A 24,127-nucleotide genomic window follows, 5' to 3' on the forward strand; every position below is an offset into this window, starting at 1 on the left:
ACATGAATAACGTTTTTGATGCCAATCTATTGGCACGAGAAAATGTCCGCAAATTAATACCTTATATGTCCGCCCGTCGCCTCGGTGGTAATGGCGATGTTTGGTTGAATGCCAATGAATACCCACTGGCACCTGATTTCCAGTTCACCAGACAGACACTGAACCGTTATCCTGACTGCCAGCCTGCATCAGTTATCTGCCGTTATGCAGCCTATGCCGGTTTACAACCTGAACAGGTGCTGGCCTGTCGTGGTGCAGATGAATCCATTGAGCTGCTGATCCGGGTATTTTGTGAACCTGGACAAGATGCAGTGCTGTTCTGCCCTCCGACTTATGGTATGTACAGTGTCAGCGCGGAAGCTTTCGGTGTCGAACAAAAGAAAGTTGCCGCACTGAAAAATTGGCAACTGGATATCGAAGCGATCGAAAATAACCTCGACCGGGTAAAGCTTATCTATATCTGTAGCCCTAATAACCCAACAGGGAACTCGATTAACCCTGATTCACTGCGTAAAGTTCTGGAACTGGCAACCAATCGCGCAATTGTCACTATTGATGAAGCCTATATTGAGTTCTGCCCGGAAAATAGTATCGCAAGCTGGCTAAAAAACTATCCGAATTTAGTCATTTTGCGAACCCTCTCGAAAGCTTTTGCTTTAGCGGGTTTGCGCTGTGGATTTACTCTCGCCTCTGTGGATATCATCACTCTGTTGTTAAAAGTCATTGCGCCTTACCCGCTTTCCACTCCTGTTGCGAATATTGCAGCACAGGCACTGACAGCAGAAGGTATCGCCGTTATGCAAAAACGGGTCGTTGACATCAGGGAGAGCCGCGACTACTTGCAGCAAGCTCTGAATAAATTGGCCATCGTTGAAAAAGTATTCCCCAGTGAAACCAACTACATACTGGTGAAATTCTATGATGCCGAAACCGTTTTCAGAGCACTATGGCATCAGGGCATTATCCTGCGTGACCAGCGCAAACAGACTGGATTGGACGGTTGCCTGCGGATCACCATAGGCACCCGTAAAGAGTGTAAACAGGTGGTTGCAGCCATCAGCACCCTTTCCACTAAAAATAAACAACAAAAGGAAACAGCACGCTGATGAACCAGAAACTCCTTTTTATTGACCGGGATGGCACGCTGATCACTGAACCATTAACAGATTTTCAGGTTGATCGCTTGGACAAACTGGCATTAGAAACTGATGTTATTCCCGCTCTTCTTGCTCTGCAAAAATCAGGTTTCAGGCTGATTATGATCACTAATCAGGATGGCCTTGGTACAAATAGCTTTCCATTAGAACAATTTGAACCACCGCACAACCTGATGATGCAGATTTTTCGTTCTCAAGGGATCCGCTTTGATGAGGTTTTAATTTGCCCACACAAACCAGAAGAGAACTGCCATTGCCGCAAGCCCAAAATAAAATTGGTGGAAAAATATCTGGCGAAAGGCTTGATGGATACGACTAACAGCTATGTTATTGGTGATCGGAAAACAGATCTGCAACTGGCTGAAAATATGGGAATTCAGGGGTTACATTACCATCCGGAAAACCTTAGCTGGCGAACTATAAGTGAACAACTAACCGGTAAAGATCGCCATGCTCACGTTCAGCGAGTGACGAAAGAGACCTCCATCAATATTGATGTTTGGCTCGATCATGAAGGTGGCAGCAAAATCAATACCGGTGTCGGATTCTTCGACCATATGCTGGATCAAATTGCTACTCACGGTGGTTTCCGTATGCATGCCCAGGTTAAAGGCGACCTCTGTATTGATGATCACCACACTGTTGAGGATACCGGTCTGGCTCTCGGCGAAGCGTTACAGCTGGCTCTGGGAGATAAACGGGGCATCTGCCGCTTCGGTTTTGTATTACCAATGGATGAATGCCTTGCCCGCTGTGCTCTGGACATCTCCGGTCGCCCTCACCTTGAATATAAAGCTGAATTCAAATACCAGCGAGTAGGTGATCTGAGTACCGAAATGGTTGAGCATTTCTTCCGCTCACTCTCTTACGCAATGGCCTGCACACTGCACCTAGAAACACAAGGCAGCAATGATCACCACAGAGCGGAAAGCCTGTTCAAAGTCTTTGGCCGGACACTGCGTCAAGCGATTCGAGTAGAAGGCGATACACTGCCAAGTTCTAAAGGAGTCCTATGATGAAAGTCGTCATTCTTGATACTGGCTGCGCTAACCTCTCATCAGTCGCTTATGCTATCCAAAAATTAGGTTATCAGCCTGAAATTAGTCTGGACCCAGCAACGATCCTAGCCGCAGATAAATTACTTCTGCCCGGCGTCGGCACGGCCAGTGCAGCAATAGATCAACTGAAACAACGGGAACTTATCCCGTTAATTAAAGTACTGAACCAACCTGTGTTAGGTATTTGTCTTGGCATGCAGTTATTCGCTACCACCAGCGAAGAAGGCGATCATGTCACAGGTGATACAGGTGATAATATCACCCTGCTTGAGCTTATTGACTCACCGGTCAAAAAAATGGTTACCAATGGGCTACCGTTGCCTCATATGGGCTGGAATCAGGTTCTGACAAAAGCCGGGCATCCTCTATTCCGCGGCATTAAAGACAATAGCTATTTTTATTTCGTCCATAGTTACGCGATCCCAGTGAATACATACACAATCGCTCAAACTGAATATGGCGATACTTTCAGCAGTGCAATCGCCAAAGATAACGTCTTTGGGGTGCAGTTTCACCCTGAACGTTCCGGTGCCGCCGGGGCCAGGCTATTACAGAATTTTCTGGAGATGTAAACGCAATGATTATACCGGCATTAGATTTGATTGATGGTCAGGTCGTAAGGCTACATCAGGGAAATTATGATCAACAGCGGGATTATAAACATGATCCTCTATCCCATTTTCAGCAATATGCTCAACAGGGAGCAAAACTGCTCCATCTGGTCGATCTGACTGGTGCTAAAAATCCATCAGCCCGCCAAACTCCTTTACTGAGAAAGTTACTTTCGGCTGTTTCCGTACCTGTTCAAGTTGGTGGCGGCATCCGTACAGAAGAAGATGTAAAAACATTGCTTGATGCCGGTGCCAACCGAGTTGTCATTGGTTCCACTGCCATAAGGCAACCAGCATTAGTTATGCAATGGTTTGAGCGTTATGGTGCAGAAACCATTGTGCTGGCACTGGATATACGCATCAATGACACAGGTATGAAACAGGTTGCTATCAATGGCTGGCAGGAGAATTCAGCTGTCACTCTGGAACAGGTTGTTGAACAATATCTGCCTTTGGGACTGAAATATGTACTGTGTACCGACATCTCCCGCGATGGCACGCTGAATGGCTCGAATATCGAACTATATAGGGAAATTTGCCAATGCTATCCGCAAATTGCGTTTCAGGCTTCAGGTGGTATTGGCACGTTAAATGATATCACCTCTCTGCCTGCCAGCGGTGTAGCCGGAGTTATTATTGGTCGTGCATTACTCGACGGGAAATTTACACTAGCGGAGGCAATTCAATGCTGGCAAAACGCATAATTCCTTGTCTTGATGTTCGTGATGGCCAAGTGGTTAAAGGTGTTCAGTTTCGTAACCACGAGATCATTGGTGATATTGTTCCACTGGCTCAACGCTATGCAAAAGAAGGTGCCGACGAACTGGTTTTCTACGATATTACCGCCTCATGTGATGACCGGGTGGTAGATAAAAGCTGGGTAGCCAGAGTCGCAGAAGTGATTGATATCCCTTTCTGTGTTGCGGGTGGCATTAAAACCGTCGAAGATGCGGGGAAAATCCTCTCATTTGGGGCAGATAAAATCTCCATCAACTCCCCTGCACTTGCTGACCCAACTTTAATTACACGTTTGGCAGATCGCTATGGCGTTCAATGCATCGTCGTAGGGATTGATAGCTGGTTTGATGAAAGCACTGGCTGCTATCAGGTTTATCAGTTTACCGGGAATGAAAAACGAACAACAGCGACTCAATGGCAAACCCTCGATTGGGTAAAAGAAGTACAACACCGTGGCGCGGGTGAAATCGTACTGAATATGATGAACCAGGATGGTGTCTGCAATGGCTACGATCTGGCGCAACTAAAACAGGTACGCGACGTCTGTCATGTCCCTCTCATTGCCTCCGGTGGTGCCGGGGCACCAGAACATTTTCTCGACGCCTTTAAACAGGCAAATGTCGATGGCGCACTAGCCGCATCAGTATTCCATAAACATATTATTAATATTGGTGAATTGAAACAGTACCTTGCACAACAAAACGTGGAGATAAGAACTTGCTGACCGAACAACAAATCAAAAAACTGGATTGGGAAAAAGTCGCTTATATGATGCCGGTTATCGTGCAACATGCGATATCCGGTGATGTTCTCATGATGGGCTATATGAACAAAGAAGCACTTAATACCACGATCAATTCGGGTAAAATCACTTTCTTTTCCCGTAGCAAACAGCGTCTGTGGACCAAGGGTGAAAGTTCCGGCCATTTTCTTAATTTAGTCAATATCTATCCCGATTGTGACAATGATACCCTGTTAGCACTCGCTGACCCAATCGGCCCCACCTGCCATTTTGGCACAAACAGCTGCTTTGCTCCGGCACAAACTGAGTGGGGGTTTCTCTATCAGCTTGAAAAATTGCTGGCGGGCCGTAAAACAGCAGATCCTGACCACTCATACACTGCAAAATTATATGCCAGCGGCACCAAAAGAATCGCTCAGAAAGTCGGTGAAGAAGGTGTAGAAACCGCTTTGGCGGCTACGGTTAATAACAGAGAAGAGCTAACAAATGAAGCAGCGGACCTGATGTATCACCTGATGGTTCTTCTCCAAGACCAAAATCTGGATCTCAGTTGTGTTATTCGCCAACTACGGGAAAGATGAAACAATTGACGTGGCGGTTGGTATGTAAAACTGATGCCGCCATTCACTTTCAATTTATTCTCACGCTCACACTTGTTTAAAAGTTGCATCAAAATTGTTAAAAAACATGAGGATTTACCGGCATCAGAGACGATAAAATTAACCTCATTTCCATAATTTTCGGAATATTCCTATATACGTTTAAGTTAAATCCGTTGCATTATTAATCAATCATTAACTAATAAGTGTTAATAGCATGATGATTTTAGTGAGTTCTATTCCTTCATGCGGTCAATCAACGGAGAAACGAATGATCACAAAACAGTACGATAAAGCCCCTATCCATGTTGGCAACAATCAAGTCATTTCTGGTAAAACCGATTCACTCGGCACAACCCTGGCTGTACAGAGTGAGGCAGAAGAAAATCTGCAACTGAGTTCACCAAAAGCGCTCTCTAAATCGAAGAAAACCTTATACGAGGTCAGTAATAACACGCCCGTAGAGTATGTGATGGAGTTTATGGAGAAATAAGCATGCCAATGTCCAACGGCGGCAAGATGTGTCTGGCCGTTACCTCAATTAATTGCACAATGGAAATAGGGGCCTTTCCCGCCGATGAAGACCCCTGCTATCTGGTAGAAAAAGCCGAATATGCCCAACGGCTGCCAGCGATAATTTTCACCAGACAGGGTGCCATTCGCGCCCTTAAACAAATTGTCATGAGCGGGTTAATCAAAGTTGAAGAGTATAAGCACGATTTCCTGTGGCCCTACAAAGCGGAAGTTGTGTTTGCTATCAGAGGGAAGAAGGATGTTCCTCTACCCATGTTGGCGACCAGTCAAGTCTCTAAGCAACGTTACGGTGATAATTTACCGCAATCAAGTAATCCGTTTGCCCGACCTTCTGCCGACGATATGGAAAAATTTGGGATTATTGGTATTCGCCGCCCCGATATTATTCTGGTCAAAGATGAAGCTCTTCGCTGGCCGGGCAGAAATGCCACCTACTTCGATGGTTCTGTGCACCCCGATAATCTGAAGATGTTGATTGAGGTGAAATTTCCGGGGGATGAGCTAAGTAAGGAGCAAGAACGGGATTATATGCTAATTGCGACAGAAAAACGTTTTGGTGTGATGCGTGTCGATGATAGCCGCACAGAAGAGCAAAAACAGTATGATGAAGCGTGGCGAGAACTCTATCAACCTGATTCCCAACACTATAAAAATCCGATTCCGTTGGCCCCCCTACCACCGGATTCACCTCCTGATAATGACACCTTACCCACTCCTCCCGCAGAGGGTGTGCCGGGTACTATTCCGCAACCGCTGACCAATAATCTCCCGCTTGTCAGTACCGCCCCCTGGTCGTTTCTACCCAGCTATGAAGATTGGGTTATTCTCGGACAGGAGGTAGCCGGCTTGACAGAACAGGGGTTAGATTATGTCCGTAACAGTACCCGTGAACGCCTTGCCCAGTTTGGAGCATGGTTCAGTGAAACCGGCAAGTGGGTGTGTAAAGAGATTATTGACCCGATAACCCATCAGGCCAGTTACGCGTTTTCCTGGGTCAGTGAACAAACGGGAAAAATCGTGACCTGGACGGAGAGTGAGATAAAAGCCCGGTGGCAAACCGTACAACAGGGCTCAGATATCACCCTGGAAGACCTCAAAAATATTAGCTGGATGCAAATATTGAAAAAGGTGGGTGAAGAAATGCTGGAAGTGGTTGTGATTATTGCCGAAGTTGCCGTTGTTATCCTCGTCACCCTTGCCGTCGCTGCCGCGCTGATTGAACTGGGAGAAATTTTAATCGCTGCTGCTGCGGTAAGCGCTGCGGCATTAGCCGCCATCCTGGCAATCTTGGCGAGTGTGATATTCGCCACCGCCTCATAATGAACGGAGAAAATGATGGATACTAATGATTACTTTTCCCAGTTGAAATCACAACTGACCTCTTTTCTTTTTATCAATGGCGATGGACTGACCGTTTCCCGCTTGGGTCTCTCAATTACCCTGTTTTTTAAACAGGGTTACACCCAAGAAAAAAAGCAACGCATTCTGGCCTGCTATCGCCGTTTTCGCGAAGAGTTCGGCACTCATCTGCGTTTTCACCGTCATGGGCTGAAGGGGTTAAGAAAATATTCACCGGAAAATATTGCCAAAGTGGAAGAAAGTATTCTTAATCAGAAAAAAAACCAGCTTTCTAGCTGGGATGTTAGTGATGCTACATATACAGGCTCTTAAGCAGTAACTGTATATTTTAGATAGAAAAAAGGCTTCATTTATGATCTGATAATCGTCGCCAAACTAATACCAAAACCACGGATGAAGCCTGTGACGATTATCGCTATAAAACACCAATTAATGCAATTCTTCAGTGACGTTTCTTTGCAAAAAATGGCGCTTCGCTGCGGGTTTATTCAGCGCGTGAGAAATATCGAGCCTCATACGCTTATTCTCAGTCTTATCACAGCGCTCAGTTCGGGGAAAGTGACGTCTATAGCTCAGCTACACCAAAAATTTAATGGCCTGTGCCCCGATGAAAAACAACACGTTAGCTACCGTCCTTTTTATAATCAGCTACGGAAAGCGGCTTTTGTTGAATTTGTCAAAATATTGGTCAGGTTTGCCATGGCACAATGGGCTGAAAAGCACCTCGTCCTGCCCAAAAAACTCGCCAAATTTCAAAATGTTATTTTACAGGATGGCAGTTCATTTAAAGTCCATTCGGCACTGGCTGATGTTTTTCCTTGTCGATTTCAGGCAACCGCAGCGGCAGTGGAATGTCACATGACCTTGTCATTATTAACCCAGTCTCCCGTGAAAATGGCTGTTACTGCAGATACCGCCTCTGAGCGGACTCACCTGCCTATTCCGGCAACATTGCATGACCAATTATTATTAGCGGATGCCGGTTATGTCGATTTTGAGTATTTTGAACAACTCTCACGCTCAGGCGGTTCGTTTATTGTGCGGGGCGGTAAATCGCTTAATCCCCAAATAATCAGGGCACGCAATGGTCAGGGAAAAATCTTATCGAAGCTGTCCGATAAGCCCCTGAAATCCGTGACACGCAGAACGAATCGTTCTGAGGTGTTGGAGCTGATTTGTCGGCGTAATGGCTATGAGTTTCGCCTGATCCGCCGTTGGTTTGCTGAAGAAAAACGTTTCTGTCTCTGGCTGACTAACTTATCAGTCGAGGAATTTACAGCCAATGACATCATGGATATTTATCGTTGCCGCTGGCAAATAGAACTGTTGTTTAAAGAACTCAAATCACACACGAACTGGCACCGGTTTACGACACGAAAAGAAACGTTGGTCACGGGGCTTATCTGGCTGAGCTTATTAGCGTTGTTGCTCAGACGCTCGCTGGCAAGGCGATTATTCCCAGCGGTTTCACTGCTTAAAGCGGCCCAAAATACGGAGATCTGGTTAAAACCCATAATAGAAAATCTCCTCCAAAGGGCATGGTCGGAAACGTGTTTTTGGCTGGAAAAAGCCAAAGCCTATTTATCCCAGAATGCATTCAAAACACCGCAAAGAAAGTCGTCTAAAAACAAAACATTGGATGCGTGTTTTGAACGACTTAATTCTTAAGATCCTGTATATGAGTGATGCTAAAAATATCTATGAAGCTCCCCGCTATCTGATGCATTACCTGGATTCCCGAGAAATTGATGATGACGATGATAGCTCTTACCTGAGTCTGGTGCTGCCCTGGGATTATCTGAAAGAACAAGAGGGCATGACCAAATTTATGGCATGGCTGGACTTTCTGTGTGAGCAACTCGAACCTGACAGTGGGGACTGTGGTTATTGTCTGGTCTTACCCAGAGATTACCATGACTACTTTCCCTTAGAGTACCAATTAGCGCAACGTTACCCTGCATTGCAAGTCAATTCTACAGTTCATACTGCGGTATTACAGTATGAACATTCCATCCGCGGTATTAATTGGATCACCCTGTTGTCCAAACGCTTTGTAGGACGATTGGGTGGGGAACACTGGATACGCACAATGCTGGCCCGCTACACAGATGTGGTGATAAGTCCTTACCGCGATGGTCTGATGATCCGGGCCGGTAAATACCCGGACTTGACGCCCCTGCCGGACAGTGTCCCGGAGAGTTATTTTGCCATTAACCAGTTAATACGTCCGATACGGGTGATCCCCCGAGAAGGCCATTCACTGCATTTTTATGGCGCCGGTCATTTTACTACAATTTCCACACTGGCCTGGTATGCCCGTTATGACCGTGGACCTCTGCATGTGACCCCGTTGAAAGGAGACCATCCGGCTCTGGTCAGCGGATTCTGGCGAACAGACAGCATCCCGGGCAAGCAGTATTTCTTTGCTCAGGGTGCCATTGCTTTTGATGTTCAGGGCGCGGAGTCAGGCACAACCGTATGGCATCTGATACGGGAAGGAAAAAATATGTGGGAATAACGGATTATCCACTGCCTCATCATGAACAGAGAGAATATGGAAACTTTAGATTACTTTTCCCGGCTAGAATCACAACGGGTCGGTTTTACTTTTACTAATGGTGATGAACTGACTGTTTCCCGTCTGGGTCTCTCAATGACTTTGTTTAGAAAACAGGGTAATTGAGAGACCCAGGAGAAAAAACAGAACATTCCAGCCTGTTATCTATGGATAAATCAGATCACATGGCAGCTTTGAAGATTGCAACGATTTCTGCATGGGTGGCCTGAACGGGATTAGTTAGACAACAGATATCTTTCAGAGCATTCGTTGCCATCATCGGCAGATCTTCTAGTTTGACATTCAGTTCAGCCAAACCCGCCGGAATGCCAATATCTTTTGACAACTTACGAATTTCAGCAATACATGCCGCCGCCCCTTGCTGATCATTCATGGCTCTTACATCTACCCCCATTGCAGAAGCAATGTCTTTCAAACGACCAGCAGACGCTTTGGCGTTGAATTCCTGAACGTGCGGCAATAAAACAGCGTTACATACACCGTGTGGTAAATCATAGGAACCACCCAACTGATGAGACATAGCATGAACATATCCCAGCAATGCGCTATTAAATGCCATACCTGCTAAAAATTGAGCATAAGCCATGTTCTCACGGGCTTCTAGGTTACTCCCATCCTCTACTGCTTGATGCAGAGATTGGCTAATCAGCGTGATTGCTTTCAACGCACAAGCATCTGTTATTGGGTTAGCGCTTACAGAAACATAAGATTCAATCGCATGAGTCATGGCATCCATTCCCGTCGCAGCGGTTAAACTTTTCGGCATTCCCACCATCAATTCCGGATCGTTCACGGACAAAACAGGGGTGATATTTTTATCTGAAATAACCATCTTTACGTGGTGCTCCACATCCGTGATGACGCAGAAACGCGTCATTTCAGATGCGGTACCCGCAGTAGTATTGATAGAAATTAATGGCAAATGTGGCTTAGATGAACGATCAGTACCTACGTAATCCCGGATATCTCCACCGTTAGCTGCCACTAACATGATGGCCTTTGCACAATCATGTGGTGAACCACCACCTAAAGAAATAATACAATCGCTGTTATGCTGACGCAGAATATCCAGACCTTCAGAAACGTTAACCGTCGTCGGATTCGGATGTGTACCATCGTAGACCACACTCTCAATACCCACATCAGCCAGCAAAGATTGAACTTTTGCTACTATTCCAATTTCATTTAAAACATGATCAGTTACAATAAATGCTTGCTTATGACCATAATCTTTCATCGAATTTACCGCTTCAACCAGACAGCCCACGCCTATCATATTTACCAGTGGCATAAAAAAAGTTGTCGTCATCATTAGCAAATCCTTAATACTAAAATAGTTTTAATATGAAAATATAAACAGCTCTCTTGCAACAAATATAAATAATAGCTCTATTTAAATCGTATGACTTGAAAAATATAAGTATATACCTCGATATAATCAGATAATATCCATTCAAATGCCGATTTTATAATCTTTCTGGTTGGTAATATGTCTTAATATAAATATAATAAACCCAATAATTGAAAAAGATCATATATCAATTCATTACACTATTGCTTAGGAGTTTATTGTGCCCTCCAACGAAATATTTAACCGCCTGACTGCGTTACTGGATGATAATCATGCCTGTTACCGGGTAGTTAAACATCCAACCGCAGGGCGTTCTGAAGACGTTGCAAAAATCCGTGGAACACAACTTGGCCAAGGTGCCAAAGGATTAGTTTGTCATGTTAAAGGGGAAGGATTCCGTCAATATGTACTTGCTGTACTCCCTGCCGATCAACAAGCAGATCTCTCTATACTGGCAAAACAGATCGGTGGCACTCGTGCATCTTTGGCAAGTCCTAAAGAAGTTTCTGAACTAACCCAATGTGTGTTCGGTGCTATTCCACCTTTCAGTTTCCATCCGAATCTAAAACTGGTTGCAGACCCTTTATTGTTTGAGCGCTTTGATGAACTTGCCTTTAATGCCGGCAGTCTTGAATGTTCTGTCATTCTCAACACCAAAGATTATCACCGGATTGCACAACCTGAGCTGGTGAATTTTCGGCGGACCGAATAAATACAATTGTGGAAAATTAAAGTGATAATAGGCCGATTGAAGAGATGTCATGAATAAATTTCATTGCTTACTTGAGGTAAGCAAATAATTCTCAATTCAATGACAAAAAATTAATTAAATAGTCTATAGGAATAGGCTATTTAAGATAATAACTTAATCTTTTTCATTTAAATCAGTAACTATCCCCCTCCGAAAATTCATATCATTGGATAAGATCATCATTATTTTTACATTATATAAATATTAAACAGGCAGATATAATTATCAAATACCATGAATATCTAATTATTCACTGTTTAGTCATATACAAAAATTTATCAATTACATTAGGGGATAATCCCCCATCCAAATAAAGGTATTTCTTGATAGGAATTTTCAATTATTTTAATTTCAGAACCTTTATTTCAACCATTAGCCACAAAATGACATGTCAATTATATTAATGTTATATTGCCAACAATTTAATATATCTGTTCATTATATTTTATTAAATACAAAAACCCCACGATCATTGTATTCTAAATTCGCTTTCAGAAAAAAAGATTACATTTTTCCAAAATAAGTTTTTAAGGAGTAAAGAAATATGACTGATAAATTAGTTACAGGTGCAACTTTTTTCGATAGAAAATACTTTCTAGGCGAAGGGCACCATTATCCAGAAAACGATAGCATTATTCCACTGCCTTACGATCTCAACGATAGATTTCGTTCAGTGAAAATTGGAACGCTATCAAAAGTCTATGCGTGGCGTCATTTTAGTAATTGGGAACCAGGCCAACGTTATCGTGAATGGGAATATGATCATCCAGATATTGATAGGGAAATTAAAGGATTATCTAAATTTAAAGTCGCACCAAAAGATACATGCCTAGTTGCATTAAGAGTCATTGATGATACAAATTCAGGCATAAGATTCTCCATGTTCACAAATACATATTGCGTAGGCCCAGTTGAAACGACGACTGATGATGATTATGCGCTCGTTGGCATACTCCCATATAATAAAGAGTTGGTCACTGCTATTGCGATAAGAAATACCAGAACTGGAGTATATATTAATAACGGATCATTCTATTTTCATCGTGATTCAAATGGTGTTGTTACTATTGATGAGAAGGCTAATTTCCCTAAAAACCTGAGAATAGTCAACGCAGGTAATAACCGTTTTGATATTCATATCATCAGTACCGATTTTTCGTTCTAATCTGGACATGATGTAATAATAATTAATCCTTGTTTTCAGACAGGCTACGTTCTGAAAATTTAAGTAACACCGTTGCGGAATATCATCAACAACCGCAACGGTGTATTCCAAGGTCATCAAAGACTTTGATACCATAAATTATTTTTCCTTATTTATCAATACATAATAAATAATGATAAAAAACAGGTCATAATCTCTGCCGAAACAGTAAATTTCTCAACAACCGATAATTCACTTTCATCTATTTCTCTTTTCAGAAAAAGACTTATCTAATGATTCTCTTATGAATTATCGAAAAATCCAACCATTCCATTATCATATATCTATTTATAGGTATTTACGTAATATTATTAATGAAAAATAATTTGATAATATTTATCCAAAACACCAAACATGAAAAATATTCATATTAAATTAGAATACTAAAATTAAGGTAAAAACCTTACTGTAAATATCAATCCTTAATATTTCAAACAATATATTGCACTTATTATATAGATCTACCACCATTAAGATATTTAACGGAGAAGAGCAGGAAAAAATCGAGGTTAACACAATAACTGGTGATAATTATGCTGTCGTTGATGAACTGCTTATGCAGAAAGAGATAGTCACTTCAATATACGTAAGAAACACCAATACTGGAGAATATATTGGCAACGGATCACTCTATTGCCCTTATGATGCACATGGCGTTGCAATCATTGATAAAGGTCTCAATTTCCCTGAAAATCTGAGACTGGTTCATGCAAAAAATAACCGTTTTGACTTTCACATTATTAGTACTACCGCCATATCGCAATTCGGGATTAATGTGACAATCATCACTCTCAGATAAATCATTTTCTGAAAATTAATTGAAGCCACACCGTTGCGGCACACGATCAAAAAACCGCAACGGCGCATCCAGAATTATCGAGGAAGCTAAAACGACATCATACCCAATACAAACGCTTCACTCTTCCGGTCAATTGATGATAACAGGATCTACTCCATCCATTCAGTGTGAAAAACACCCTCTTTATCAGTACGCTTATAAGTATGAGCACCGAAGTAATCACGTTGTGCCTGAATAAGATTTGCTGGCAATACGGCTGAACGGTAGCTGTCGTAGTAAGAAATAGCTGCGGAAAAAGTGGGAGTCGGAATACCATTCTGCACACCATAAGAGACGACATCACGCAACGCCTGCTGATATTCATCAGCAATTTTCTTGAAGTAAGGTGCCAGTAACAAGTTAGCAATATCTGCATTTTCGTTATATGCATCAGTAATTTTTTGCAGGAATTGAGCGCGAATGATGCAACCGGCACGGAAAATTCCAGCTATCTCACCGTAATTTAGGTTCCATTGGTACTCATCAGATGCCGCTTTCAATTGCTGAAAGCCCTGAGCATATGAAACGATTTTACCCAGATAGAGTGCACGGCGCACTTTCTCAACAAATTCAGCTCTATCACCTTTGAATGGCTGTGCTTGCGGACCACTCAAAACTTTAGCAGCAGCAACTCGCTGATCTTTCAGAGAAGAGAGATAACGTGCAAATACAGATTCAGTGATCAACGTCAATGGAATACCCAAATCCAGAGAGCTCTGGCTAGTCCACTTACCAGTACCTTTATTTGCTGCTTCATCCAAAATCACATCAACCAGATATTGGCCTGCTTCATCTTTCTTACGGAAAATATCAGCCGTAATTTCAATCAAATAGCTGCTTAATTCACCATTGTTCCAATCAGTGAAAATTTCATACAACTCTTCATTGCTCAGATTCAGGGCGTTTTTCAGTAAGGAATAAGCTTCAGCTATGAGCTGCATATCACCGTATTCAATCCCGTTGTGAACCATTTTCACATAATGACCGGCACCATCTGGGCCAATATATGCCACACAAGGTTTACCTTCAGCTTTAGCCGCGATCTCTTGCAGAATTGGCGCAACCAACTCATACGCCTCTTTCTGACCACCCGGCATGATAGATGGCCCCTTCAATGCGCCCTCTTCACCACCGGAAACGCCTGTACCGATAAAATTAAAGCCTTGAGCAGAAAGCTCCCGGTTACGACGGATAGTATCCTGAAAATAGGTATTACCACCATCAATCAAAATGTCACCTTTATCCAGATGCGGAGTCAGTGAAGCGATAGTTTTATCGGTTGCTTCGCCAGCCTTAACCATAAGCAGAATACGGCGCGGTTTTTCCAGTGAATCGATAAATTCTTCGATAGTGTAACGTGGGACTAATTTTTTCCCTGGATTTTCAGCAATCACTTCGTCAGTTTTATCACTTGAACGATTAAATATAGATACGGAATAACCACGGCTTTCAATATTCAGTGCCAAGTTACGCCCCATCACCGCCATACCGACAACACCAATCTGCTGCTTGGACATGAATAACTCCTGTCTGATGATAATACTTGCACACTAATTATCATTAGTATGCAATTTGTTAATGTGATCACATGTTAACTCAGGATTAGGTTCAGTGGATAGTTATTGGTGCTACCAATACCGCCAGAACTTATTTTTTGAAAAAAACTTCCTCAGATGAAAAATCAACTATTGAAATTTGATGAGTCAATGCCCATTATTCATTATTCGGCATGAGCCGTCATATTAAAAGGTAAAACAAACTGTATGGAATGGATCGCAGATCCGACGATATGGGCTGGACTGGTTACTCTTATCGTTCTAGAAATTGTCCTCGGAATCGACAACCTGGTCTTTATTGCCATTCTGGCAGATAAACTTCCTCAAAAACTAAGAGACAAAGCGCGTATCACAGGGCTGGCCTGTGCACTACTGATGCGTGTCGTGTTGCTTTTTAGTCTCTCCTGGCTGATAACGCTAACTAATCCATTAATTACGCTTTGGGAACATCCATTCAGTGCCCGTGACCTGATTATGCTGGTAGGTGGCCTTTTCTTACTATTTAAAGCGACTGTGGAGCTAAACGAGCGACTGGAAGGCAAGGATACACACTCAGGGCAACAACGCAAAACGTCTAAATTTTGGACGGTTGTCGCACAAATAATTGTCCTTGATGCCGTCTTCTCTCTGGACTCAGTGATTACTGCTGTCGGTATGGTTGATAACATCGGTATCATGATCGCAGCAGTAACTATCGCGATGTTTCTGATGATACTGGCAAGTAAGCCATTAACAACCTTCGTCAATGCTCATCCAACCATCGTTATTCTCTGTCTGAGCTTCTTGCTGATGATCGGTTTCAGTCTGGTCGCCGAAGGTTTTGGTTATCACATACCAAAAGGTTACTTGTACGCCGCTATCGGCTTCTCAATTATGATTGAATCCCTAAACCAATTCGCTCAGTTTAACCGCCGCAGATTTCTTACGGCTTCCCGCTCACTACGTGAAAGAACAGCGGAGGCCGTTTTGCGTATCCTCAGTGGTAAGCATGAAAAGGCAGAATTGGATAACCATACTTCTAACCTGATTTCTGATAATCAGGAAGTGTTTGATCCACAAGAACGCCAGATGATTGCCAGGGTTCTGGGCATGGCACAACGTAACGTCAACAGTATCATGACCTCACGCCACGACGTAGAATACCTTGACATCAATGCACCGGCAGAAAATCTGACGCAAATACTGAGTAAAAACCCTCACACACGTATTGTCGTGACAGATGAAAATGTCAGTGACGAACCATTAGGTGTTGTCCATGTCATTGATTTACTGAATCAACAACTCAACCAACAGCCTTTTGATTTGCATTCGTTGATAAAACAGCCTTTAATTTTCCCTGAACAACTTTCACTGCTTCAGGCGTTGGAACAATTCCGCCAAGCACAGACTCACTTCGCGTTTGTCGTCGATGAATTTGGTTCTGTGGAAGGTGTTGTTACTCTGACTGATGTCATGGAAACTATCGCGGGTAATCTGCCGGTAGATGGCGAAGAAACTGATGCCCGTCATGATATTCAAACGACTGAAAATGGCAGCTGGATTGCCAATGGTTATATGCCGCTGGATGATTTAATCCTTTATGTTCCTTTGCAACTGGACGAGAAGCGTGAATATCAAACCTTAGCAGGTTTATTGATGGAACATTCACAACATATTCCACAACAAGGTGAGCAATTGCAGATTGATAATTATCTGTTTGAACCACTGGAAGTCACTAGTCACCGGATCAATAAGGTAAAAATTACGCCATTGGTTTCAGAGGAAGAACATAAAGAATAACCCGGTATAGTTGGTCACTAACAGTATATTTCATCGCTAAGTTCTTATTTTCCTTCAAGAACAAGGTAAAAACCCGGTCAGCTCATTTAAACTGTACCGGGCTTTTGCAACTTAAAAATGCGGGAGAAAATGGTCAAACGGTAAGAACTTTTAGTGATATTCTGAAAAATAAAAAACCTGAGATTGTTACGAACATGCCGGCAGAATACTTGGGTTTTATCTCTTCCCAGCCAAAAATCCCTGCTACCTACACGGTGCTGGCAATACACACTGAGCAATACATTACCCGTTAGCCTGAGAAGCTTCGCTTTATAATAGATACCGGCTTACAGCACATCGGAGAAATTCCTCATCTACTGATGTTCTTTGTTGTTACTATTACGGGCACCCCAATCATTAATGATCTGTTTTGCTTTGTTCTCCAGCTCATTACGCAGCAATTGCTCAATATCAAGATTGTATTTCAGATTGCTCCAATTACCATAAACTCGCAGTGGTACTTTCAGTTCGCGCAAACGGCGCACCCATTCATCATCTGCATTCCACCCTTGTGTTATCTGCACTTTTAAGGCGACATCAACATCTTGTTTAAGCAGGTTAGCCTCACCCTGACCGTCAATATTTAACAGCTCGGATACGGCATGAAGCTGACTGATTTTTACATCACCCCGATTAAGGACTGCTTTAAGATCAAGCCTTTTGGCACGGGTAAAGTTATCCATATCATCAGGGATATTCACTTTATTCGTTGCACGGGCAACGGATTGCTGGATCAATTGGGAGATATTCAATCCATGCATTTTGGCATTAACTAAACTGAAATTAAGATCACCATGCCAAATATGCGCAATAGCATAACCATCATATCCTTTACCCGAAAGATCTCCATTCAGATTGAATTTACCACTAAATGCCTGTGGTAAAGAAAATGCTTTGAGTACTGGTTCTAGTTCTATATCTTGAAGTAAAGGCTTGGTCTGTAATTTAAGTTGATTGCCTGTCGCATCCAGAATGGTGGGAAGGGAGAAATGACCACCAAATAATTTCCCACTCAGAACAGAAATTTCGGCAATACCTTCATTACTCGCGGCTTTAAATATCAGGTCATCGATCTCCATTCCCCGATAAATAAATTTGTTCGCATTAACAGTAACATCGGCATTAAAATCATTCAAAAATGCAGCGCTATAATCAGGCTGCACCGGACTCGAAACCGCGATCACCGGTTTAGCTGAACTATTCTCTATCCTATAATGGCGTTTAGCTTCTGAATTGTCTTTAGAAAGCAAATCCCATCCCACCAGATTATCTAAATTCAATTTTTGGGAGGATAAATTTATCTGATAATCGGGGTGAACACCCAACATTGCCTTTATACTGCCATGCAAATCACTCTCATTAGCCGTGAAATTCAGCGCCTGTAAAGAGATTGTTTGTGGTTCATCTGTTGTTTTTTCCTGATAAACAGCATTCACTTTTCCCGAACCACTAATCCCCCCTGCGGATAGACCAACCCCCTGAAGCTGATAATCGAAAGAATCAATATTACCGGCAACACGATATGGATAACCAGAAATGTCTACATTTGCATGAAGATTAAAAGCCAGTTCTTGCTGATTCTTACTGACCTTACTGTTCAACTCCACACTGATATGGTTTTGATCATCCCGTTTCATTAGTAAATTAATATCGCGGACATTCAACTGATCGTGATCACCACTTTGCCAAATAAGCAAACTGTCAGCGACCTTAATTCTGGCAATATCAAGTTTCCAGCGCTCCCCTTTAGCAACAGGATTTGCTGTATTCCCTCTCGGTGCAACAGGAACATTCTCTTTTTCCTTAGCTTTACTCTCCGGAGTTAATCGCAACACCGCCCCTTTCAACATCACCTCTTTAACTGCAAGCTGATGGGAAAGAAGTGGCCACAACGCTACATCAAGGCGCATATTTTCTGCCGTCACTGCTGGCTGCGCCGCTCCCGGTGCAGTCAATGACATGCGCCCGGTAATAATGCTAAGTTTTGGCCAGACATGCCAGCGCATGCTGTCTTGCAGAACGAGCTGGTAGCCACTCTTCTTTTGCACCTGCTTAACCATATAAGCACGAAAGTCATTCGGGTTCACTAACATGACTAATGCCGCCAAACCAGCAATAATCACGACCAGCAAAATAACCAGTGCCGTCAGTAATCTTCTCATGACTTCCTCAGCTTTTATTAAAACGGTAAATGCGACTCAGTAGCCGATAAAAACATTAATCTTCATCAATGCGGCTACCCACCGCACCTTGCTGATTTTTATATTTTGCATCCTGACGACGATTATATGGACGATCAGCCGGGCCAGATAACGGTTCAAAACTCAAAGCACCGATCACCATACCCGGACGCAACGCCAGAGGCAATTTACCCGAATTATAGAATTCGAGAACAATCTGACCATGCCAGCCCGGATCAATGCGGTGCGCCGTCACATGCACCATCAATCCAAGGCGGGCAAGAGAAGAACGACCGTCAAGCCAACCCACCAAATCGTCAGGCAACGTGACGGATTCCAGAGTGACAGCCAGTGCCAATTCTCCGGGATGGAGGAAAAAAACCTCATCGTCAGGCAGGATAATTTCATCGCTCATCACACGATCAAGAGCAGCACTCACTTCATCTTTTGGGCCACTCAAATCAATATACGCGGCAGTATGACCACGGAAAACACGAAACTGATTTCCAAGGCGCACATCAGCCGTTGCCCCGTTAATTCGTTCAATCGGCGGACGTGGAGAAATGACCAATTTACCTTCATCAAGCCATTTTATAATGTCACGGTCACAGAGTCGCATTCTTTTCCCTCTCAATACGATGATGCTTATCAATGCCTGACAAGCAAAGTTTTATTATTCGCAGAACTGACCAATTTTGGCTTTCAGCACATCAATCGCGACGCGGTTTTTACCCCCGCGTGGCACAATAATATCTGCATATTGTTTTGATGGCTCAATAAATTGCAGGAACATTGGACGCACAGTTTTATGATATTGCTCAATAACAGAATCCAGAGAGCGCCCTCGTTCATTAACATCCCGTTTAATACGACGCATAAGGCAAATATCCAACGGTGTATCAATGAAAATAGAGAAATCCATCTCCTGGCGCAAGCGCATATCCGTCAATAACAGAATACCTTCCAGAATAATAACTCTTTTCGGCGCAAAATGAATCGATTCTAACTTGCGGGTATGAACGACATAATCATACTGTGGTAATTCAATTGATTTACCGGCTTTCAGATCTTGCAGATGAGAAAAGAGTAGATTGTGATCCATGGAACTTGGATGGTCATAATTGGTCTTATAACGCTCTTCCATTGACAGATCGCTTTGGTCTTTATAGTAACAATCTTCTGGGATAATACCGATGTTGTGATCACCAACCTGAGCGCGTAATTCACGGTAAAGTGTATTCGCAATGAGACTTTTACCTGAGGCAGATGCACCGGAAATTCCTACAATTGTGCACTGATGTGCTTCGTCAGCCATAATAGAGATTAACCTGATTCTAGAAAAAATGGGGAACAAAGCACCTAAGAGTGCTAAGTCGGGCGAGATTATAGGGAGTTAATGATATCTGTTCCAGTGCAAACAAGATTAAGTCTCATTTTTTTCGAAGCGTTTCGCATAAAAACCATGCAACAGAGATGAATCTGAAAAGAATTCTTCCTTCTATAACGCAAAAAACGGGTAATGAAAACATCACGACCCGTTACTGCCAATCGAATATCGGTATTAAACAGCGCGGAACGAAATCTCCGTGGGTATCTTCTCACCCTGCCAGTACATCTGCGCAGAAATATTTGCCGCAATTTCCCGGTAGATATCCGTGAATTCACTATCAGGATTGCTGATAACGGTTGGTTCTCCACGGTCAAGATCTTCACGTAACGAAATATGCAGCGGAATTTGTCCCAACAGTTTGCAATGATATTTAGCCGCCAGTTTTTCCGCCCCGCCGGTACCAAAAATAGGTTCCACGTGACCGCAATTGCCGCAAATATGTGCACTCATGTTTTCAACGATACCCAGTACAGGAACCTTCACTTTCTGGAACATAACGATGCCTTTCATCGCATCAATTAAGGCGATATCCTGAGGTGTTGTCACCACCAGTGCTCCTGTGACCGGGATGTTTTGTGATAATGTAAGCTGAATATCACCGGTCCCCGGTGGCATATCGATAACCAGATAATCAAGATCCGGCCATAATGTATCCTGTAACATCTGCATCAATGCCTTACTGGCCATCGGGCCACGCCACACCATTGCATTGTCATCTGTCACCAGATAACCAATAGAGTTAGTGGCAAGGCCATGGGTCATAATAGGTGCCATATGTTGCCCATCCGGGGAAGTCGGGCGTTCTTTAGTGGTTCCCAACATACTCGGAACAGAAGGACCGTAGATATCCGCATCCAGAATACCGACTTTGGCCCCTTCCTGAGCCAACGCCAACGCCAAGTTTACCGCAGTGCTGGATTTACCCACGCCACCTTTACCTGAGCTGACAGCCAAAATATTACGGACACCATTAATTCCCGGCAAATCGTTAGCGCGGCGTAATGTGCTGATATCATGGTTCAATTTCCACGCAACAGATTTTGCGCCGGTCACTGACTGCAATTTTTGCGTTGTCGCCTCTTTCAGAGCTTCAAAGCCACGCCGCCAGACAAACGGCATGATCAATTCAATGTGCAGAACATCATCAAGTATCGTACAGTGATGCAGTGCTTTCAGATCTGTTAGATCGCGTTCCAGTGTCAGGTGTGTAAAGGTAGCAAGTATTTTTGTTACCTGAGATTTCAGCAGGTCAGGGTTGGTCTGCTCGGGGGATTTTGAGTTCATCCCGGCTCCTTTGATTATCATGATTAACTATAAAGCCACTTTTTTATCATAACAGAACCCAATGAGTTCGGATAAGGTCAGCAACAAAAACCCACGTCTCACTCACTGATTCAATTTTTATCCAATAAAACCCGCGAAGATCAAGAGTTACCCTAGCGACAATTTTTTTGATCAGGTAACATCAAACTCCCTTTTCATTTATTGGAAGTCAGATCCTTACTATGTCTCAAGTCGCAAAAAAATTATTGGTGACGTGTGCGTTGCCATATGCTAACGGTCCAATCCATCTTGGTCACATGCTGGAACATATCCAGGCAGATATTTGGGTCCGTTTTCAGCGAATGCGCGGCAAAGAGGTTCACTTTATCTGCGCCGATGACGCTCACGGAACACCAATCATGCTGAAAGCACAGCAAATGGGTATTGCTCCCGAAGAGATGATCGCCGCCGTGAACCAAGAGCATCATCAGGATTTTACTGGCTTTTCAATCGGCTATGATAACTATCACTCTACGCACAGCAGAGAGAATCAGGCATTATCAACTGAAATCTATCTGGAGCTGAAAAAGAACGGCCACATTAAGAACCGCACTATTTCTCAGTTATACGATCCTGAGAAAGGGATGTTTCTGCCTGATCGCTTTGTAAAAGGCTCCTGCCCGAAATGCAAGGCAGAAGATCAATATGGCGATAACTGTGAAGTTTGTGGTTCAACTTACAGCCCAACAGAACTGACTAATCCTCGTTCTGCTGTCTCCGGTGCAACGCCAGAACTGCGTGAATCCGAGCACTTTTTCTTCGATCTGCCTGCATTCAGTGACATGTTACAAGCATGGACCCGTTCCGGCGCATTACAGGAACAGGTTGCTAACAAAATGCAGGAATGGTTTGAATCCGGCTTACAGCAATGGGATATCACCCGTGATGCACCTTATTTTGGTTTTGAAATTCCTGGTGCGCCGGGCAAATATTTCTACGTCTGGCTGGATGCACCTATTGGCTATATGGGTTCTTTCCAAAACCTGTGTGACAAACGCAGCAATCTGAGCTTTGATGAGTTCTGGGCAAAAGATTCCACCGCCGATCTTTATCACTTTATTGGTAAAGACATTGTCTATTTTCACAGCCTGTTCTGGCCTGCCATGCTGGAAGGCAGCGGTTACCGCAAACCAACAAATCTGTTTGTTCACGGCTACGTCACCGTTAACGGCACGAAAATGTCCAAATCCCGCGGTACGTTTATCAAAGCCAGCACTTATCTGGATCATCTGGATGCAGACTGCCTGCGTTATTACTATGCGGCCAAACTCTCTTCTCGTATTGATGATATCGACCTGAACCTGGAAGATTTTGTTCAGCGTGTTAACAGCGATATCGTTAATAAGGTTGTTAACCTGGCCTCCCGTAACGCGGGTTTCATTAATAAACGCTTTAGTGGCAAGCTGGCGGATAAACTGGCTGATCCGGCGCTTTACCAGAAGTTTATTGATGGCGCGAAAGTGATTGAAGAAGAGTTCAACAACCGCGAATTCAGTAAAGCAATCCGTGAAATCATAGCATTGGCTGATTTGGCAAACCGTTATGTGGATGAGCAGGCTCCTTGGGTTGTGGCAAAAGAAGAAGGCCGTGATGCAGATCTTCAAGCCATCTGTTCAATGGGCATCAACCTGTTCCGCATTCTGATGACTTTCCTGAAACCCGTCTTGCCAGGTCTGGCAGAACGCGCAGAAGCTTTCCTGAATACAGAACTGGCCTGGAATAGTATTGAACAGCCTCTGCTGGATCATCAGGTTTCCACCTTTAAGGCCCTGTTTAACCGCATTGATATGGATAAAGTCGATGCGATGGTTACGGCGTCTAAAGAAAGCATCAGCGCACCACAAAAAGTCAGCGGCCCACTGGCAGAAGATCCGATCCAGGATACGATCACTTTTGATGATTTCGCCAAAGTTGATATGCGCGTCGCCCTTATCAAACAGGCTGATTTTGTAGAAGGCTCAGATAAACTGCTGAAACTGACTTTGGATCTTGGGGGCGAAACCCGCCAAGTATTTTCCGGTATCCGCTCCAGCTATCCTGATCCAAAAACCCTGGAAGGCCGTTTAACTATAATGGTTGCTAACCTAGCTCCGCGTAAAATGCGCTTCGGTATTTCTGAAGGAATGGTGATGGCTGCTGGGCCTGGCGGAAAAGATATCTTCCTGCTCAGTCCTGACAGTGGCGCACAACCGGGTATGCAGGTGAAATAACAATCAATTTATTGCAAATATATCTTACAAGCGGGGAGCAGCAATGGTCCCCCCTTTTTTGAATGTGATCTATGGCACATTCCCAAGGTTAATTGTATGATGAATTCCTCACTAAAATTAGGAATTTTGT

Annotated in this window: 22 protein-coding genes and 2 pseudogenes; 18 read left to right on the forward strand and 6 right to left on the reverse strand. The window is 43.4% G+C overall.

Translation table 11 applies throughout. From position 1 onward, the window contains the following. Positions 1 to 2 precede the first annotated feature (2 nt). The 12 genes and pseudogenes from hisC (at position 3) to ACUN2T_RS16995 (ending at position 9,481) form a co-directional block, all read left to right on the forward strand. A complete protein-coding gene (gene hisC / locus ACUN2T_RS16940; RefSeq protein ID WP_445494163.1) occupies positions 3 to 1,106 on the forward strand; it encodes a histidinol-phosphate transaminase in 1,104 nt (367 codons plus the stop codon). Next, complete coding sequence (hisB, locus tag ACUN2T_RS16945) at positions 1,106 to 2,173, forward strand: bifunctional histidinol-phosphatase/imidazoleglycerol-phosphate dehydratase HisB (RefSeq protein ID WP_445494164.1); 1,068 nt, start codon at positions 1,106 to 1,108, stop codon at positions 2,171 to 2,173. The genes hisC and hisB overlap by 1 nt, the downstream gene beginning before the upstream one ends. Continuing rightward, entirely contained in the window at positions 2,173 to 2,787 is a 615-nt protein-coding gene (gene hisH / locus ACUN2T_RS16950; protein WP_445497903.1) for an imidazole glycerol phosphate synthase subunit HisH, read from the forward strand. The genes hisB and hisH overlap by 1 nt, the downstream gene beginning before the upstream one ends. 5 nt (positions 2,788 to 2,792) lie before the next feature. Next, a complete protein-coding gene (gene hisA, locus ACUN2T_RS16955) occupies positions 2,793 to 3,530 on the forward strand; it encodes a 1-(5-phosphoribosyl)-5-[(5-phosphoribosylamino)methylideneamino]imidazole-4-carboxamide isomerase (protein ID WP_445494166.1) in 738 nt (245 codons plus the stop codon). Continuing rightward, positions 3,512 to 4,288: an imidazole glycerol phosphate synthase subunit HisF gene (gene hisF / locus ACUN2T_RS16960; protein WP_445494167.1), complete on the forward strand. Its 777-nt coding sequence runs from the start codon at positions 3,512 to 3,514 to the stop codon at positions 4,286 to 4,288. The genes hisA and hisF overlap by 19 nt, the downstream gene beginning before the upstream one ends. After that, entirely contained in the window at positions 4,282 to 4,887 is a 606-nt protein-coding gene (gene hisIE / locus ACUN2T_RS16965) for a bifunctional phosphoribosyl-AMP cyclohydrolase/phosphoribosyl-ATP diphosphatase HisIE (protein WP_445494168.1), read from the forward strand. The genes hisF and hisIE overlap by 7 nt, the downstream gene beginning before the upstream one ends. A gap of 289 nt (positions 4,888 to 5,176) precedes the next feature. Then, complete coding sequence (locus tag ACUN2T_RS16970) at positions 5,177 to 5,398, forward strand: hypothetical protein (RefSeq protein ID WP_445494169.1); 222 nt, start codon at positions 5,177 to 5,179, stop codon at positions 5,396 to 5,398. 2 nt (positions 5,399 to 5,400) lie between these two features. Next, complete coding sequence (locus tag ACUN2T_RS16975) at positions 5,401 to 6,759, forward strand: VRR-NUC domain-containing protein (RefSeq protein WP_445494170.1); 1,359 nt, start codon at positions 5,401 to 5,403, stop codon at positions 6,757 to 6,759. A gap of 15 nt (positions 6,760 to 6,774) precedes the next feature. Further along, positions 6,775 to 7,092, forward strand: a pseudogene (locus ACUN2T_RS16980) (type VI immunity family protein); the annotation flags it as partial. A 108-nt stretch (positions 7,093 to 7,200) separates the two neighbouring features. After that, on the forward strand, positions 7,201 to 8,466 hold the full coding sequence (locus ACUN2T_RS16985; protein ID WP_445497818.1) for an IS4 family transposase: 1,266 nt from the start codon (positions 7,201 to 7,203) through the stop codon (positions 8,464 to 8,466). Between the two features lie 10 nt (positions 8,467 to 8,476). Beyond that, positions 8,477 to 9,316, forward strand: a pseudogene (locus tag ACUN2T_RS16990) (DUF3396 domain-containing protein); the annotation flags it as partial. 36 nt (positions 9,317 to 9,352) lie between these two features. Continuing rightward, positions 9,353 to 9,481: a hypothetical protein gene (locus ACUN2T_RS16995; protein WP_445494171.1), complete on the forward strand. Its 129-nt coding sequence runs from the start codon at positions 9,353 to 9,355 to the stop codon at positions 9,479 to 9,481. A gap of 55 nt (positions 9,482 to 9,536) precedes the next feature. Here the strand turns inward: ACUN2T_RS16995 and yiaY are convergent, their stop codons facing one another. Continuing rightward, the gene (gene yiaY / locus ACUN2T_RS17000; RefSeq protein WP_445494172.1) at positions 9,537 to 10,688 is read right to left on the reverse strand and encodes an L-threonine dehydrogenase; all 1,152 of its coding nucleotides are present in this window, start codon (positions 10,686 to 10,688) and stop codon (positions 9,537 to 9,539) included. A 259-nt stretch (positions 10,689 to 10,947) separates the two neighbouring features. On the opposite strand from yiaY, the gene ACUN2T_RS17005 reads away from it, so the two are divergent. From ACUN2T_RS17005 to ACUN2T_RS17015, 3 genes are all read left to right on the forward strand, one after another. Further along, the gene (locus tag ACUN2T_RS17005; protein WP_445494173.1) at positions 10,948 to 11,439 is read left to right on the forward strand and encodes a YbaK/prolyl-tRNA synthetase associated domain-containing protein; all 492 of its coding nucleotides are present in this window, start codon (positions 10,948 to 10,950) and stop codon (positions 11,437 to 11,439) included. Between the two features lie 583 nt (positions 11,440 to 12,022). Continuing rightward, positions 12,023 to 12,643 carry a beta/gamma crystallin domain-containing protein gene (locus tag ACUN2T_RS17010; protein ID WP_445494174.1) on the forward strand — a complete coding sequence of 207 codons (621 nt, stop codon included), beginning with the start codon at positions 12,023 to 12,025 and terminating at the stop codon, positions 12,641 to 12,643. Positions 12,644 to 13,238: 595 nt separating this feature from the next. Beyond that, positions 13,239 to 13,481: a hypothetical protein gene (locus ACUN2T_RS17015; RefSeq protein WP_445494175.1), complete on the forward strand. Its 243-nt coding sequence runs from the start codon at positions 13,239 to 13,241 to the stop codon at positions 13,479 to 13,481. 149 nt (positions 13,482 to 13,630) lie between these two features. Here ACUN2T_RS17015 and gndA read toward each other — a convergent pair whose 3' ends face one another. Beyond that, positions 13,631 to 15,037: an NADP-dependent phosphogluconate dehydrogenase gene (gndA, locus tag ACUN2T_RS17020; protein ID WP_445494176.1), complete on the reverse strand. Its 1,407-nt coding sequence runs from the start codon at positions 15,035 to 15,037 to the stop codon at positions 13,631 to 13,633. A 246-nt stretch (positions 15,038 to 15,283) separates the two neighbouring features. Between gndA and ACUN2T_RS17025 the strand changes: the two genes are divergently transcribed. Further along, positions 15,284 to 16,855, forward strand: coding sequence for a TerC family protein (locus tag ACUN2T_RS17025; RefSeq protein WP_445494177.1), 1,572 nt, complete (start codon positions 15,284 to 15,286; stop codon positions 16,853 to 16,855). Positions 16,856 to 16,959: 104 nt separating this feature from the next. Continuing rightward, positions 16,960 to 17,148 carry a hypothetical protein gene (locus ACUN2T_RS17030; protein WP_445494178.1) on the forward strand — a complete coding sequence of 63 codons (189 nt, stop codon included), beginning with the start codon at positions 16,960 to 16,962 and terminating at the stop codon, positions 17,146 to 17,148. 60 nt (positions 17,149 to 17,208) lie between these two features. On the opposite strand, the gene asmA is transcribed toward ACUN2T_RS17030, so the two are convergent. From asmA to apbC, 4 genes are all read right to left on the reverse strand, one after another. Further along, the gene (gene asmA / locus ACUN2T_RS17035) at positions 17,209 to 19,056 is read right to left on the reverse strand and encodes an outer membrane assembly protein AsmA (protein WP_445494179.1); all 1,848 of its coding nucleotides are present in this window, start codon (positions 19,054 to 19,056) and stop codon (positions 17,209 to 17,211) included. A gap of 55 nt (positions 19,057 to 19,111) precedes the next feature. Further along, on the reverse strand, positions 19,112 to 19,693 hold the full coding sequence (gene dcd, locus ACUN2T_RS17040; protein WP_021326447.1) for a dCTP deaminase: 582 nt from the start codon (positions 19,691 to 19,693) through the stop codon (positions 19,112 to 19,114). A 54-nt stretch (positions 19,694 to 19,747) separates the two neighbouring features. Continuing rightward, entirely contained in the window at positions 19,748 to 20,389 is a 642-nt protein-coding gene (gene udk, locus ACUN2T_RS17045) for a uridine kinase (protein ID WP_445494180.1), read from the reverse strand. Between the two features lie 246 nt (positions 20,390 to 20,635). After that, on the reverse strand, positions 20,636 to 21,748 hold the full coding sequence (apbC, locus tag ACUN2T_RS17050) for an iron-sulfur cluster carrier protein ApbC (protein ID WP_445494181.1): 1,113 nt from the start codon (positions 21,746 to 21,748) through the stop codon (positions 20,636 to 20,638). A 221-nt stretch (positions 21,749 to 21,969) separates the two neighbouring features. Between apbC and metG the strand changes: the two genes are divergently transcribed. Continuing rightward, complete coding sequence (metG, locus tag ACUN2T_RS17055) at positions 21,970 to 23,997, forward strand: methionine--tRNA ligase (protein ID WP_445494182.1); 2,028 nt, start codon at positions 21,970 to 21,972, stop codon at positions 23,995 to 23,997. The last annotated feature ends 130 nt before the right edge of the window (positions 23,998 to 24,127 follow it).

Source organism: Photorhabdus machadonis (assembly GCF_052657765.1).